The following is a 14,772-nucleotide window of genomic DNA, read 5'->3' on the forward strand; positions in this document are numbered from 1 at the left end:
GCGTCATGCGAGAAATGGCCGCGGATCTTGAATTTGTCGAACGTCATCCAGGTTACGACACGCTGAATAATCCCAGGCGGCTGACCGTCGCCGAATTGATGCCGATCGGGCTGACGTGGCGCTCAAGCGGTGTTCAGCATGCGATTCACAGCCAGGCCGGAGTAGCCGGGAGGCTGTTGGGCGATGCCAGCGGGATTGCAGTCGTGGAAGCGCCATACGACCTTTCGGCAAATTGCGCCTATATCGTCAATGCAGACGGCTCGTTGCGAGCGCGCATTCCGGCACAAATCGGCGCTGACCGTGTCGCTTTTTACGACGTGATCGATTCGGGCGGGGCCGTTGCGTTTCTTGCCGCGACCCCGGGAAAAGATCTTCGCATCGAAATTCGCGAGGCCGATGGCGCTGTGGTTCGTGTTGAGGAAAGCAGATAGCGCGGTCCGCTGGTGACATTCTCGGATAACGGTTGTGGAGATCCCGCACTGAAAGGTGCCGGAACGCTGTGAGCGATTCGCTGCGACACGGATTGAAGCTACGGAAGCCGGGTTTCAGTAGCAGCATTTCTTCGATCCGGCCGGGAGCCTGTCTCGCGAACATCACGCCAGCGATCGGTTCGCCGTATGGCGCAGTTATGTCTGGCATGAGACATAACCAGGACGACGAGGCTGCAAAGGATACCGTCTATCGTCTATGAAATATCTCTCCTCGATTTTTCTACTTGTGTTCCCGCTACTTGCCATGAGCGAGTCAATTTTCGGCACGATGGACAACCATCACGTCACGCTCAACACGGCCACGGTGATCGGCCTGCGCTCGGCGTACGAGGATTTCGAAAAGAGCGGACAGGACATCAACAATTTCGAGATCACGATATCCGAGCGAAAAGCATCGAATGGCGAAGGTGTCGACGGGAAGGATGTCATTGGCGTGACCTTCCTGGCAAAGCTGATTCCCGGAAAGCGCGGGCTCGGCAACGCGAACCGTCTCGGGAAATCGATCAACTACGTCATCTCCGCTGAAAGCGGGAAGATTCTCGGGGTGTACGGGACGAAGTGATCGAAATGGAAATCATGCCTGCAATGACGAACCTGACGACGCAACTGGATGCGCTTGATATCGACGTATTGATGCAGCGCCTGCAGCAGCATCCCGGCGACCTCATCCTCGAACAACGCGTATCGATCCCCGAAGCCGACGTCTTGTGTTGCCGCTACAAAGGCGAGCGGTTCAACGTGAAATTCGATCTCGACTACGGGGTGTTCGTCGACCGGATCGGCGCATTGTCGGACAGCGACATGGCCGAGATTGTCCGTTTACTTGTTGCGTGAACGAGGGAACACGAATGTCGGTAGTCAATTGTTCGGTACATGGCCGCGCCGGCGGCGTCCATCTGACGCGCACCGCGGCCGCGGTGCTATACGGCGATCGCGATCAATGGGCGGCCGCCAGCCGGCTCGTCGAGCTGACGCTCGAGGACGACGGCATGGAATGGCGGTGCTTCATCCTTGAATTGGACGGACCGACGTTCGTCGAGCTGGGCGCGGTGCGTGATGCCGGCGGGAACTACCGCATCACCGGCGAGGACGCGGCGTGGGCGGCGCTCGACCTGATGACGGCGACGTGCGACGGCTGCCTGATGGAATTGAAGCAGACGCAGGATGATGCGCGCAGCGGAGATCGGTGATGGGGCCGGTGCTGTGTCATCGTCACGGGATCCGGTTTTTCAAGCGGGCGTCGGCCGGGATTGCCGCGCGCATCCGCACGCGCGGGCAATTCGCACCCGGCGAACTGGCCAAGGTATCGCTCGACCGGCCGAAGGGCAGCAAGATCGCGTGGATGCTGCGTGCGGATCTCGATGCGCATCAGGTCGAGGCGACCTACGTCGACAACGTCGCGCATGTGACCGCGTTTCCGCAGATCGCCGCGCTCGAGCGCGCGTGGACGCTTGTCTGCCCCGCGTGCCTCGACGAGCTGCTGGTGAGGTCCGGTGAGGTGCCCGATGCACCGACGTCGGAGAAGCAGGCGTTCGATACATCGGTGGTGGCCGAAGGGGTGACGTGCAGCGGGTCGCTCGCGCAGTGCGAGCTGCATGGGTTGATCTTTCCGACGCGATCGTCGCCGGACGTCGAGGAGGCGATCCTGACGATCGACGTGCTGCGCGAGGTTCGCGTGGTTCGGGTCGTCGATGCTTCGATGGCGCATGCGCCCGTGTACTGGTTCGACGAAGCGTTTCTTCGGAAGGTATTCGGGCCTGGTGTCGAGATCGCCGATTCGACGTTCCGGCTGGAAAGCCGGGCGGATTTCGTGAAGCTCTGGAATGCGGGGGAGCGGGTTTGTCCGATCTGCTTGCGGGAAGTGTTGCGGCGTAGCGGCGTGGTGAGTGCGGATACGCCGGCGTGATGGGCGTGCAAAGACGATGACATCCTCGTTCATGACACCGGCGCCCTTGTGTGCCGAACTCGACGCGATCCTGCGCAATGAGCTGCGGCTCGGCAACGCAGTGCAGGAAGGGCCGGTGCGTGCGCAGTGGCCAAGTGAGGATTCGGTGTTTGCGGCGTTGCGTGACGATCTTCATCTTTCGGCGATCGCGCTGCCGCCTCATATCAAGCACACGGTCTGCGCGGATCCGCATTACGGGTGGCATGACGAATGTTTCTGCGAGCTCCATCGGCATCTGCTGGTTGCTGGGCAATCCAGGCCGCTGAGGCCATGACATGAGCAACCAAGGCAATCGCATGACGCATCGGCGTCTCGTCACGGACTACGCGATCATCGAACGTCGGTCAGGTTACGACGCGGCGAACAATCCGCTGCGATTGACCGTCGCGCAATTGACGCCCGTCGGCGTGACGTGGCGGGCGGACGGCGTGCAGCATGTCATTCGCAACGAGTCGGGCGTGATCGCCGTCGTCGAAGCGCCTTTTGATTCGTCGGCCAACTGCGCGTACCTCGTCGACGCGCACGATTCGTTGCGGAGAAACGTGTCGGCGGGGAGCGTTGTAGAACGTCTCATGTTCTACGACGTGGTCGAATCGATGAACGGCGCGGTTGCGTTTCTGGCTGCCGCATGTGGAAAAGATGTCTGGCTCGAGGTGCGGATAGCCGATGGCGCCGTGACGCGGGTCGTGAATATCCGGCAGTGAAAGCGAATGAAAATGCTGTGCCGGATGTGTGAAGCGGTATGTCCTGCGGCGCGAATGACGTGAGTTGTGGATAGCGGCGGCAGAACAGTGTGAAAACGCTGTGAGCGTCACGCAATTGGGCCAACGGTTCGATTGCGATTTGAGTAGCGGCTGCCCGAAGTGGCCGTCGAGGTATGCAAGACAGCCAATCCTGCCGCTCGAGTTGTGGACAACCCCGCCCAAGAAGAATCGAAAATGCTGTGCCGGGCTCCATCGCAAGCATGCGACGTCTTCGGTGACGAGCCGACCGGCGTGCTTCGCCGGTCGACGCTGAAGCGTATCGGAAAACCCGTCAGGAGAAATTCGACGTCGCACTCTCGATATGGTGAGGGAGATAGCCCGCCGCATCCGCGCCTTTCAGGCCGCCGGCGCCGAGCGCTGCCGTGCTCGCGGCAAAGTGGGCCGCGCCATTGCGCAGGAAGCCTGCTTTGGCGGCGATGGTGTCGGCCGTTGTCGCCTCGCCCGGCTTGTTTGCGTAGCCGTGCTCCAGCGCCGCGAGTTTTTCCATGTTCTCGGCCGTGGCCGGCTGCTTGCGCAGCGCCTGCATTTCCGCGCTTTCCGAGCCTGCCACGACCTTCGGCGAAACACCGGTCGTCGCTGCGAAGAATGATTTGGCGGTGTCCTGCACCTGGCCGACGGTATGCGGTGCTAGCGGCGGCAGGCCGCTCAACTGCGGATTGCTCGAGCGCGGGCTCGACGGCGCGGGGGTGCTGCCTTGCGGGCTGGTGCCTTGAGATTCCGTCGTGTATGTCGGTTGGACATGGGAACTGCTCGAGGTGCCTTGTACGGGCACGGTTGAACTCCATCGATCGATTAACGTGGCGGCAGGACGCGCGATGGTCCCGCCGTGTCTGAACGACCTTCGTCGAGCGGGCGTTCGGTCACGTCGTGGCCAGCAAAACCAACTCGATGAGGCGCCAATCGATCTTCGAGGCGCGAGCGATCCCGTCCGCGAGCGATGCGAAGCCGATGGAACGGAGCAGAACGGCGGCGACGTGACAACCGACGTGTGGAAATCGACCCCAAAAGCAGTCTGAAACGCTGTGTGTGGTATTGTGCGCGGCCGCGTGTGTCCGGCAGGCGCCGGTTCTTGTCGAAGAGACTGCTTCAGTTCAAGTGCGAATTGCTGGCGCGTTGTCGGTTCCCTTGTGGATAACCGACCGTCGAAACGACTCGGCGCGCTGTGAATCGCAATGGTGAGGAACGACGGCCGAGGTCGAGTGCGCCTTGTTATTCGGTACTCGCAGGGCCTTTTCGTGCTGATGAACGGGCGGTTTCGATTAATGCGCAAGCGGCCGGATGTGTTGTGGATATCCGCCAACCAAACCACTCGAAACGCTGTGCCAACCCAAGGTGAGACTGAGCGCGTTCAGCAGAAAACATCGCGCCGTCGATCCCGTTGTGGATATCCGGCTCGCAAAACACTCGAAACGCTGTGTGTTTAAAGGGTGAGGGTGATCACCTCCGCTCAGTTGTGGACAACCGGCTTCCCGAGCGACTCGAAACGCTGTGCAATCGAATGGTGAGAGCATACGCATCTCTTTGAATACATTGCGTTATTCGATGTTCAAGCCGTCTGCCGCAAGCAGCGCGCCGATCACGTCTGCTCATCGAGCGCACGCGCGACGGCTTTCTCGCCGAGGCTATCCGCTTTCCCGACCACCGCATAGTTGAGCCCATGCCGTGACCCATAGCGCGCGAGCAGCTCGCCGTCGACGCGTTCGCCGGCCGCGAGCAGCCGATGCGCGGATTCAGGTGGTCGCACGTAGAAGCTCAGCTTGCGCCCTGCGTCGTCTTCATAGAGCACCATCGCCGCGGCCCCTCGCTCGGTCGCGAACAGACGCCCGCCCACCGGCCGAAACCCCGCCGCGCTCAGATCCGGCAACTTCGCCCCCGCCCCGACCCGACTGGTGAGCCAGGTCTGCAACTCGCCCGCACGCGTCGGCGTGACGTCCACGCGCGCGCTGCGATCGACCACCATCAGCTTGTACGCCTCCACGGCATCGCTCATCGGCGCGACCGGCGACGGCGCGTTCCATCCACGCGCCTGCCATCCGCCGAACGACCCGATGCCGATGCAGAGCACGAACGACGCCGCCATCGCAAACCGCATCCGCGAGCGCTCCGCGCGCCGCGCCCGAATCGTCGCCGGGTCCAGCGCCGGGTTCTCATACGGCGGCGCCACGCTCGCGAGCGCCGCCCGCAGCCGCTGCGCGTCCTGCCGCCAGCGCTGCACCTGTTCGGCGCGGTCCGGATGATGCGCGAGATAGCGCTCGATGGCGGCGCGTTCGTCGTCGTCGAGGCGGCCGTCGACGTACGCATGCAGGTCGTGTTCGTCGGGAGGAATGTTCATTTCATCAAACGGAGCGAAGGAGCGGAGATCTCGCCGTCGCCGAGCCGGCGCAGCGCCTGGCGCGCGCGGGAGAGCCGCGACATCACGGTGCCGATCGGCACGTCGAGCAGGTCGGCGACTTCCTGGTAGCTGAAGCCCTCGACCGCGACCAGCAGCAGCAGGCTGCGCTGCTCGTCGGAGAGGCGGCCGAACGCTTCGAGCGTCGCGCGCGCGGCTACCTCGCGTTCGGCGGACGGCCAGTGCGGCTCTTCCGGTTCGTGGAGGCGGCCGAGCAGCCACGCGTAGCGCTTCGCGCTGCGTTTGCCGTCGAGGAAGCGCCGATACAGGATCGTGAAGAGCCAGCTGCGCAGCGACGCGTCGTCGCGGCGGCTCGACCAGCGCGACAGCGCGCGCTCGAGCGTCGACTGCACGAGATCGTCCGCCGCGTGGACGTCGCGGGTCAGCCAGAGCGCGAAGCGGCGCAGCCTGGGGATGAGTTCTCGCAACGCGTCGTCGTCGAGGGCGGTGGAGGGCATGGCCTTGCCGGTTGCCGAAAGGGTCGTGATGCCGCGTAGGACGCCGGCGGGCGTCGCTTATTCCATCAGCATACGAGAAATTTTTCATGGAATAAGGTGGCGCGGGCGGCGTCCTACACGCGTTCGACAATGACCTGACGGTCGGGAGTGACTTTCATGGAGCGATCTTCTTCCTCTTCTTCGCCGCAGCGCGAGCCCGGGCGCGGGTGGTGGCGCTGGGCCGTGATCGGCGGCGCGGTGGCCGGCGTGGCGGCGGCGTTCGGGTATGCGGGCGGGTGGCTCGCGCCGGCGCGGCTCACGCCGCACCGGCTCGTCGACGCGTTGCAGACCAACAGCGGCCTGCATGCCGGGTTCCGGCGCAATCACGCGAAAGGCGTCTGCGTGAGCGGTTACTTCGAAGGCAACGGGGCCGCGAGCGCGTATTCGGTCGCGCCGTTCTTCAAGGCGGTGCGCACGCCGGTGGTCGGGCGGTTCGCGCTGCCGGGCGGGAACCCGTATGCGCCCGACAGCAGCGTGCCGATCCGCAGCCTCGCGCTGAAGCTCACCGCGCCCGACGGCGAGCAATGGCGCACCGGGATGAACGCGATGCCCGTGTTTCCGGTGACGACGCCGCAGGCGTTCTACGCGCTGACGGTGGCAACCCGGCCCGATCCGAAGACGGGCAAGCCCGATCCGGCGAAGGTGAAGGCGTTTTTTGCCGCGCATCCGGAGACGACGGCGTTTAGCGCGTGGGTGAAGGGTGCGAAGCCGAGCGCGAGTTACGTCACCGAGAGTTATTACGCGTTGAATGCGTTTTACTTCGTCGACGCGGCGGCCAAGCAGCAGGCGGTGCGGTGGCGGGTCGTGCCGGAGCAGACGGCCGGCGCGGGGGATGTTGCGACGGCCGCGGATCCGAATGTGTTGCAGGAGGATGTGACGCGGCGCATTGCGGGCGGGGCGCAGAAGTGGAAGCTGCTGGTCACGCTGGCGGAGCCCGGCGATCCGGTGGACGACGCGACGCAGGTCTGGCCCGCGCAGCGGACGACGATCGATGCGGGGACGCTCGTGCTCGATCGGGTGGTGCCGCAGGACAGCGGGCCGTGCCGGGATGTGAATTACGACCCGACGGTGCTGCCGCGGGGGATTGAGGTGTCGGGGGATCCGTTGCTGGCGGCGAGGTCGGCGGCTTATGCGGATTCGTATCTGCGACGGACCAGTGAAGAGGCTGGGGTGGCGGGGGCGGCCAGGTTGAGTGGGGAGGGACGGTGATGAAGACGCGTTTTGGGTTGCCGGCGAGGGTGCTGCATTGGGGGATGGCGGTGATGGTTGTCGCCATGCTGTTTATTGGGGTGGGGATGGTTTCGTCTGTCTCCGAGCGGCATGCGGTTTTGGTGGCGATTCATAAGCCTTTGGGGATTGCCGTGCTGGTGCTGGTTTGTGTGCGGATCGTGGTGCGGTTTTTGTCGAAGCCGCCGGCGTTGCCTGAAGATTTGCCGGGGTGGCAGAAGGTTGCTGCGCATGGGTCGCATGTCGTGCTGTATGCGCTGATGGTTGCCATGCCGCTGATCGGGTGGGCGATGCTTTCGGCGGGAGGGTATCCGGTGACGCTGGGTGATGGGGTGCAGTTGCCGGCGATTGTGGCGGCGGATCCGGTGGCGTTTGCCTGGCTCAGGGTCGCGCATCGGGTGTTGGCTTATTTGTTCTTTGCTACGTTTCTTGCGCATTTTGCGGCTGCGCTTTATCACGGGTTGATTCGGAGGGATGGGGTGGTTAGGGCGATGGTGGGGAGGTGAGGGTGTCTTTGTCACTGCATTGTCGTTGGGTCATCCCGTTTAACTGCTAATAGGTTATGCGACCCTAAATAATCACGCCTTTCGGGTGTTGGTTAGACGATTGCCTTGGGATGCAAGAAAGGCAGTAGAATCGCGCGAGATAACAGAACAGGCGCCGTCCGAGGGCGTTGAAAGAAAGCGTGAAGACCGAGTGTGGCGTGATATCGAGCGCCAGTCAGTTGCGGAGTGATGCGATTGGCTACTCGGATCTTCCGCGAATACTTTTTTGCGGCGAGGCGTTAGATCAATAACAAGGGATGCCAGATGGAAACGCGTGACCTGGTTCAACTTATTCGAGGCGGCCTGCTCCAGCGTGACAGGCTGCTGAAATTGGAAACGACGCTAGGCAGCAACGTTCTCGTTCCTCACCGGGTTGTCGGACGCTCGACGATCGGCCGGCAATTTGAAATGCAAGTCGATGTGGTGTCGTCTCACGACGACGTGGAGCTCAAAGCCCTCATCGCTCAGCCGATCACCCTCTCGATTCAGCAAGCGGACCGGACGTATCGACCGCATCACGGGTATGTGCATACGGTGCGGCGGCTCGGTAGAGCCTATCCGAATGTTTGTGTGTGAGGCATAAACTGATGGCCAAGGAGCCACGTTATGCCACGCAAACGCAAGGAAGAAGTGACGATTGAACCGGGCAAGGGCTTGAACCTGGACCCGGAACTGATCAAGCAACTGGTACCCGGCACGCTGGATCGGGCGACGATCAACGAGCAGCTTGCGGCGCTCAAGAAGGCAATCTTCGAACGCGCGCTGGGCGGCGAACTGACCCACCACCTCGGCTACGAGAAGGGCGATGCCAAGCCGGCAGGCCGCACGAACCACCGCAACGGCACCAGCCGCAAGCGCATCACGACCGATGACGACCTGCTCGACGTCGAGATTCCGCGCGACCGCGAAGGCACCTTCGATCCAGTGCTGATCGCCAAGGGCGAGCGACGCTTCACCGGCTTCGACGACAAGATCATCGCGATGTACGCACGCGGCATGAGCGTGCGGGAGATTCAGGGTTTCCTGCTGGAGATGTACGGCATCGAGGTGTCGCCGGACTTCATCAGTACGGTGACCGATGCCGTGATCGACGAAGTGCGCGAGTGGCAGCAGCGGCCGCTCGAGCCGATGTACCCGGTGGTGTTCTTCGACGCCTTGCGCGTCAAGATCCGCGACGAAGGCGTCGTGCGCAACAAGGCGATCTACCTGGCGTTGGGCGTGCGCCGCGACGGCACACGCGACGTGCTGGGCCTTTGGATCGAGCAGACCGAGGGCGCCAAGTTCTGGCTGCGGGTCGTCAACGACCTGAAACTGCGTGGCGTGCAGGACATCCTGATTGCCGTGGTCGACGGCCTGAAGGGCTTCCCGGAAGCGATCAACACGGTGTTCCCGGAAACGACGGTCCAGACCTGCATCGTGCATCTGATCCGGAACTCGCTGGACTTCGCCAGCTGGAAAGACAGGAAATCGGTCGCAGCGGCGCTCAAGGAGGTCTATCGGGCACCGTCGGCCGAAGCGGCCGCCGTGGCGCTGGACGCGTTCGATACGAGCCCGTGGGGTACGAAATACCCTCCGATTGCCGCGCTCTGGCGCCGGGCCTGGGATCAGGTGATTCCGTTCTACGCCTTCGCGCCGGATATCCGGAAAATCGTATATACGACCAACGCGATCGAGTCGCTGCACATGCAGCTTCGGAAGATCATCAAGGCGCGCGGCCACTTCCCGTCGGACGAGGCCGCGCTCAAACTGATCTGGCTGGCGCTGCGCAACGTCGTGGCCAAATGGACCGGCTCCCGGCACGATTGGAAGAGTGCGATGACGCAGTTCGCACTGCTTTACCCGGAACGATTCAACATTGGAGTCTGAATCTCAACCCCGCCTCACACACGGAATTCCGGATACCTCCGACCAGCCGCTTGCGCGGCTTGATCCGCAGGTTCAGCTCCAGTTCGCGATAGATCCGGTACACGCGCTTGTGATTCCACCCGAAGCCCTTCACGTTGCGCAGGTACAGGAAGCACAGCCCGAAGCCCCAGTTCCGATGGTTGTCGGTCAGCCGCAGCAGCCAGTTCGCAATCTCGTCGTTCTCGGCGCTGCGCCGACCGACGTACCGATAACAGGCCTGGCTGATCCCAAATGCCTCACATGCCAGCCGGATCGATATGCCCCGGCTGGACACCGCATGCATGGCCATCTCACGTCGGCAAGATGGCCTCAATCTTTTTTTGCGAGCGCCTCCGCCACGATCTCGGCCTTGATCTTTTCCTCGACGTACATCTTGCGCAGCCGGGCATTCTCCGCCTCCAACTCCTTCATCCGTGCGATCAGCGAGACGTCCATGCCGCCGTACTTCGAGCGCCATTTGTAAAACGTCGCCGTGCTGATGCCCAACTCCCGGCACAGGTCCGGCACCGACAGCCCCGATTCCACGCGCTTGAGCGCGTCCATGATCTGGCTGTCCGTGAATCTCGACTTCTTCATGCTGTAGAACTCCCTCAACGAGAAAATTCTACTTCCGATTACACCGGTTTTTCGGGGGGATTACCGCGCGAGTTCGCTCTGCGTCAACTTGAGCGCCTTGCGGCGCGTACGGATGAATTTTCCAAAGTCTGTCACGTGAAATTCAACGACAATGTTTCCTCGAATTTTTGCAGAATAAGAGCGGAAAAAGTGAACGTCAATGACCAATCTTGGCGAAGGACTGCGGAACAAAATCCATATATTTCGACAATCCGTGGCGGACGCAAATTCAAATATGTTTTTGTTCGATTTGGGATTCTTCCGGGCCTGAATTATCAGTTTTACGTATCGCTACGTAAATTCATGTCGATGTGAGGCATATCTTGGAGACTATCGCAGCCGATCATCGAGAGAAGAAACCAATTGCCGCATTGAGCAGTGAGACGCTCCGAACATGAGCGTGTCGTCGGGGATTGTCAGGGAACACCGGAATGTTCTTCCGTCGATTGCGGCAAGAACAGTTGAATAGCGCTGATCGAGGTACGGAAACCAACGTCCGCGTAGCATGTTCTTAAGCGTTGCTCAGGGCTTCAATACCTTAGAGACGGTTTCAAAAAGGCCCGGTGGGGCTGTTAACTTTCGCGGCGAGCTGTTAACCTCAGGCATCGGAACAACCGAGACTGAGGAGATGGCCAAGCCGATCATCGACGATGAATTGTGGACACTGATCGAGCCGTTACTGCCGCCACCCAAGCCGCGGCGCGAGAAGAACCCGGGCCGCCTGCCTGTTTCGAATCGCGCCGCGCTGACCGGCATCCTGTTCGTTCTCAAGACCGGACTACGCTGGCGCGACCTGCCGGCCGAGATGGGATGCGGCTCGGGCGTGACATGTTGGCGCCGGCTGCGCGATTGGCAAGCAGCCGGTGTCTGGGATCGCTTGCACGAGCTACTGCTCGCAAAGCTGCGCGCAGCGGACCAGATCGACTTCTCACGAGCCGCCGTCGATTCATCATTGATTCGCGCAGTTGGGGCAGGCCAAAAACTGGGCCAAACCCTACCGATCGCGCGCGACCCGGTTCCAAGCACCACATCGTCACCGACGCCAACGGTACGCCGCTCGCCGCGATCCTGACCGGCGCGAACGTCAATGACGTCACGCAATTGCTGCCGCTGATCGACGCGATTCCGCCGATCCGCCGATCCGCGGATTGCGTGGCCACCCATTGCAGCGGCCGCGTGTGGTCTACGCGGATCGCGGTTGTGACTCCGAGCGACATCGACGCGCGTTGCGCGATCGCGGTATCGAGCCGGTGATCGCCAAGCGCTGTACCGAACACGGCAGCGGCCTTGGCAAATATCGCTGGGTCGTCGAACGCACGCATGCCTGGCTGCATCACTTCCGTCGTCTCCGTATTCGTTTCGAGCGCCGTGCAGACATTCACGGCGCGTTCCTCAAACTCGGTTGCTGCCTGATCTGCTGGAATACCCTTCGGCGGGCCGATCAGTCTTTATGAAACCGTCTCTTAGGAGCATACTCCGGCACATCGTCACCTCACGGTTCTCAGTCATAGGCCTTTCTCTTCTGTACTTGTGTTGCGAAGTAACGGCATAGCGTGGCAGTTCGGAATGCTTCACGCGGATAAGAGATGATCGCCATGGCGAACTGGAGGCAGCCAGTAGTCGAGTACAAAATCTGATTATCTTGCTATCCGCAATACCATCTAGGATATGTCGCAGGTACTTCGGATGTCTAATCATACTAGTGACATGTAACGTACCATGTGCGACGCGACCGAGGTGGACTTTCACCGCTGACCATCGGGGACGACCGCGATCGACAGTGGCTAGAACTCCCGCTCCTCTTCGCCTCGAACACCGGTGGCGGTACGCGAGGCACTACTTAGTGCAAGTCTTGGCGAAGCCGATCATGTGGACCGCGCAACATTATGGGCTTCCGTAAACCGCGAAGCTCCCCGTCGATGAGTCGTGACGAGGAGCAAATTTTCAAGACAACGCTCTGTGTGCTGACCAAGAACGGCCTGAGCAGGTTGATCCCGATTCAAATGCGTCTGACAAAGATCAACCCAACTCAAACCGTACAAAACCATGTTAAACCCGATGAAAATGGCGTAAACTGCGTTCAGCTGCCGCCATTCTGGCGGCGCATTTCTGTTGGGGTGCAGACATGGACGACCGCTGGCTCTCTGTCGACGAAATCGCCGATTACCTCGGTGTGGCCAAAGACACCATCTACACTTGGGTGACTTCCAAGGGTATGCCTGGGCACAAAGTCGGGCGCTTCTGGAAATTCAAGAAGGATGACGTGGACGCTTGGGTGAGAGAGGGCGGTGCCGCTACCAGCAGTGATGACTTTGACGATAAGGAGCCGCGCAATGCCTAAGCAGCGCTCTGCACAAGACAACAACGATATGAGTGATCTCGCACAAGAAACCCAAGCGCCTGAGGGCGCGCTCGAAGAGGGCAAGGTCTTTGATTACATTACCGGCAACCCGGTGAAGGACAGCGACAAGGAGCGGGTGCGCCAGCGTATTGCCCGCGCCATCATCCATGAGTACGGCATCGCCGCCGAAGACATGGAGCCCGACTTCAAGGTCAAGGTGCTGGGTAAGAACCGCAAGCTCGACATCGCTATTTTCAAGCCCGGCCAAGCACACACGGTGGACAACCTCTATCGCGCCGTGGCGGTTGAGAAGGAGCCCAAGCTCGGCACCAAAGGTGCCTATCGTATGCGAGACCCGGAAGAGGCGCGCAAAGAATTTGAGGTGTTGGAAACTGTGATGGCCGAAGTCGAAAGCTGCGACTACGGCCTCTGGACCAACGGTCTGGAGTTCTTTTTCTTCAAGAAGGAGGTCACCCGCTTCGACACCAAGTTCAAGCCCATCGGCGACTGGCCGTTGGGTGACGATACCTTCAGCGTCGAAGGCCGCTCGGCTGGCCGCCTTCGACGCGCGGATCCGGTCATGCTGCGTACGGCGTTCCGCCGTTGCCACAACTACATCCACGGCAACGAAGGCATGCCCAAGGACGCTGCGTTTTGGCAGTTCCTGTATCTCATCTTCTGTAAGATGCACGATGAACAGCAACCCAACGACGCACGTCGTTTCTGGGTGGGGCCGTTCGAGCCGTTCGAGGTTGGAGGTAGGGAGCAAATTCGCCTGCGCATCAAGCCGCTTTTTGAGGCGGTGAAGACGAAGTACGGCGGCCTGTTCAAGGGCAACGAAGAAATCACCCTGTCCGATCGGGCCTTGGCTTTCATCGTTTCAGAACTGGCTCGATACGATTTTGGTCGCACCGATGTGGATGCCAAGGGAACGGCCTACCAAGAAATCGTCGGTACAAACCTGCGCGGAGATCGTGGCCAATACTTCACGCCGCGTGGCGCCATCAGCCTGGTGGTCAAAATGCTGGCGCCCCAGGAGCACGAGCGTGTGCTCGACTCGTCCTGTGGAACGGGCGGCTTCCTGGTGGAGACGTTGAACTATCTCAACAAGGTCTTCCACGAAGAGAAGCGCATCAAGGCGGGCGACGAAAATACCGAAGAGTTCGTCTCCATCCGTGACCGGCTGGCCAACTTCGCAGCCAACAACCTGTTCGGAGCTGACTTTGACCCGTTCTTGGTTCGTGCCGCGCAAATGAACGTGATGATGGCTGGCAATTCGCTGGGTCATCTGTACCACATGAACTCGCTGGAATTCCCAGCGGGTCACCTTCCCGGCGCCCCCGCAGCGAAAGCAGCGATCCCGCTCGGCACGATTGATGTCTTAATGACCAATCCGCCGTTCGGCACAGACATTCCTGTCACAGAGAAAACCATCCTGGAGCAATACGAGCTGGCTCGCCGCTGGGAACGGCAAGACGATGGCTTCGTGATGACCAATGCCATCAAACCTGCAGTGTCGCCCGAGGTGCTGTTTATCGAGCGTTGCATCAAATGGCTCAAGCCTGGCGGCCGTGCAGCCATCGTCTTGCCCGACGGCATCTTGGGCAACCCCGGTGACGAATACATCCGATACTGGATTCTTCGCCACTGCTGGGTACTGGCCAGTATCGACCTGCCGGTGGAGTCTTTCATCGTGGAGGCGAATGTCAACATTCTGACCAGTCTCCTCTTCCTAAAGCGCAAGCCCGCGGAAGTGATCCAGGCAGAAGACCTGGGCCAAAAGAAGGATTACCCTGTGTTTATGGCTGTGGCCGAGAAGGTGGGCTTCGACCGTCGTGGCAACACGCTCTACAAACGCCACCCAGACGGCGAGGAAATCCTGGTGGATGTCAGCCACGAGGAGAAGGTCCGCGTCGGCGGTGGTCTGCAAGTGCGCACCCTGCACCGCAAAGAGCGTATTCTCGACGACGACCTGCCCGAAATCGCCAAGGCGTATGCCGAGTTCCGCGCCCAACACCCGGAGCCCAGCAAATGATCACGCGACTCGAAGCTA

The 14,772-nt window shown here is 61.0% G+C and carries 15 protein-coding genes and 3 pseudogenes; 14 read left to right on the forward strand and 4 right to left on the reverse strand.

Annotated features, from left to right (window positions below; genetic code table 11):
- Nucleotides 1-5: 5 nt before the first annotated feature.
- The 7 genes from ABFO07_RS02455 to ABFO07_RS02485 all read left to right on the forward strand — a co-directional run bounded on the left by ABFO07_RS02455 (nt 6) and on the right by ABFO07_RS02485 (nt 3,140).
- The gene (locus tag ABFO07_RS02455; RefSeq protein ID WP_347468219.1) at nt 6-431 is read left to right on the forward strand and encodes a hypothetical protein; all 426 of its coding nucleotides are present in this window, start codon (nt 6-8) and stop codon (nt 429-431) included.
- 256 nt (nt 432-687) lie between these two features.
- Nucleotides 688-1,053, forward strand: a complete 366-nt coding sequence (locus ABFO07_RS02460) for a hypothetical protein (RefSeq protein WP_230942248.1) — start codon at nt 688-690, stop codon at nt 1,051-1,053.
- 23 nt (nt 1,054-1,076) lie between these two features.
- Complete coding sequence (locus ABFO07_RS02465) at nt 1,077-1,325, forward strand: hypothetical protein (protein WP_322245165.1); 249 nt, start codon at nt 1,077-1,079, stop codon at nt 1,323-1,325.
- Nucleotides 1,326-1,339: 14 nt separating this feature from the next.
- Nucleotides 1,340-1,681, forward strand: coding sequence for a hypothetical protein (locus tag ABFO07_RS02470; RefSeq protein ID WP_347468222.1), 342 nt, complete (start codon nt 1,340-1,342; stop codon nt 1,679-1,681).
- Entirely contained in the window at nt 1,681-2,397 is a 717-nt protein-coding gene (locus tag ABFO07_RS02475; RefSeq protein WP_060027641.1) for a hypothetical protein, read from the forward strand. The genes ABFO07_RS02470 and ABFO07_RS02475 overlap by 1 nt, the downstream gene beginning before the upstream one ends.
- 16 nt (nt 2,398-2,413) lie before the next feature.
- A complete protein-coding gene (locus ABFO07_RS02480) occupies nt 2,414-2,710 on the forward strand; it encodes a hypothetical protein (RefSeq protein WP_230951450.1) in 297 nt (98 codons plus the stop codon).
- A 103-nt stretch (nt 2,711-2,813) separates the two neighbouring features.
- Nucleotides 2,814-3,140, forward strand: a complete 327-nt coding sequence (locus tag ABFO07_RS02485) for a hypothetical protein (protein WP_155634485.1) — start codon at nt 2,814-2,816, stop codon at nt 3,138-3,140.
- Between the two features lie 331 nt (nt 3,141-3,471).
- On the opposite strand, the gene ABFO07_RS02490 is transcribed toward ABFO07_RS02485, so the two are convergent.
- The 3 genes from ABFO07_RS02490 to ABFO07_RS02500 form a co-directional block, all read right to left on the reverse strand.
- A complete protein-coding gene (locus ABFO07_RS02490) occupies nt 3,472-3,849 on the reverse strand; it encodes a hypothetical protein (protein ID WP_060290969.1) in 378 nt (125 codons plus the stop codon).
- 927 nt (nt 3,850-4,776) lie between these two features.
- Complete coding sequence (locus ABFO07_RS02495; RefSeq protein ID WP_059906763.1) at nt 4,777-5,532, reverse strand: anti-sigma factor family protein; 756 nt, start codon at nt 5,530-5,532, stop codon at nt 4,777-4,779.
- Complete coding sequence (locus ABFO07_RS02500) at nt 5,529-6,047, reverse strand: RNA polymerase sigma factor (RefSeq protein WP_059890371.1); 519 nt, start codon at nt 6,045-6,047, stop codon at nt 5,529-5,531. The genes ABFO07_RS02495 and ABFO07_RS02500 overlap by 4 nt, the downstream gene beginning before the upstream one ends.
- A gap of 156 nt (nt 6,048-6,203) precedes the next feature.
- Here ABFO07_RS02500 and ABFO07_RS02505 point away from each other — a divergent pair, with 156 nt between their 5' ends.
- From ABFO07_RS02505 to ABFO07_RS02520, 4 genes and pseudogenes are all read left to right on the forward strand, one after another.
- Entirely contained in the window at nt 6,204-7,295 is a 1,092-nt protein-coding gene (locus tag ABFO07_RS02505) for a catalase family peroxidase (RefSeq protein WP_347468224.1), read from the forward strand.
- Nucleotides 7,295-7,819, forward strand: a complete 525-nt coding sequence (locus ABFO07_RS02510; protein ID WP_347468225.1) for a cytochrome b — start codon at nt 7,295-7,297, stop codon at nt 7,817-7,819. Before ABFO07_RS02505 ends, ABFO07_RS02510 begins: the two co-directional genes overlap by 1 nt.
- 303 nt (nt 7,820-8,122) lie before the next feature.
- A pseudogene (locus ABFO07_RS02515) lies at nt 8,123-8,407 on the forward strand (contractile injection system protein, VgrG/Pvc8 family); the annotation flags it as partial.
- A gap of 57 nt (nt 8,408-8,464) precedes the next feature.
- Complete coding sequence (locus ABFO07_RS02520) at nt 8,465-9,724, forward strand: IS256 family transposase (protein WP_175900972.1); 1,260 nt, start codon at nt 8,465-8,467, stop codon at nt 9,722-9,724.
- Between the two features lie 43 nt (nt 9,725-9,767).
- Here ABFO07_RS02520 and ABFO07_RS02525 read toward each other — a convergent pair.
- Nucleotides 9,768-10,339 (reverse strand): annotated as a pseudogene (locus tag ABFO07_RS02525) (transposase); the annotation flags it as partial.
- 667 nt (nt 10,340-11,006) lie between these two features.
- On the opposite strand from ABFO07_RS02525, the pseudogene ABFO07_RS02530 reads away from it, so the two are divergent.
- The 3 genes and pseudogenes from ABFO07_RS02530 (at nt 11,007) to mads2 (ending at nt 14,754) form a co-directional block, all read left to right on the forward strand.
- A pseudogene (locus ABFO07_RS02530) lies at nt 11,007-11,832 on the forward strand (IS5 family transposase).
- Nucleotides 11,833-12,503: 671 nt separating this feature from the next.
- The gene (mads1, locus tag ABFO07_RS02535; protein WP_175665853.1) at nt 12,504-12,719 is read left to right on the forward strand and encodes a methylation-associated defense system helix-turn-helix domain-containing protein MAD1; all 216 of its coding nucleotides are present in this window, start codon (nt 12,504-12,506) and stop codon (nt 12,717-12,719) included.
- Nucleotides 12,712-14,754 (forward strand): methylation-associated defense system DNA methyltransferase MAD2, encoded by a 2,043-nt coding sequence (gene mads2, locus ABFO07_RS02540; protein WP_347468227.1) that lies wholly within the window; start codon nt 12,712-12,714, stop codon nt 14,752-14,754. The genes mads1 and mads2 overlap by 8 nt, the downstream gene beginning before the upstream one ends.
- The last annotated feature ends 18 nt before the right edge of the window (nt 14,755-14,772 follow it).

The organism is Burkholderia stagnalis (assembly GCF_039848545.1).
Lineage (GTDB): Bacteria > Pseudomonadota > Gammaproteobacteria > Burkholderiales > Burkholderiaceae > Burkholderia > Burkholderia stagnalis.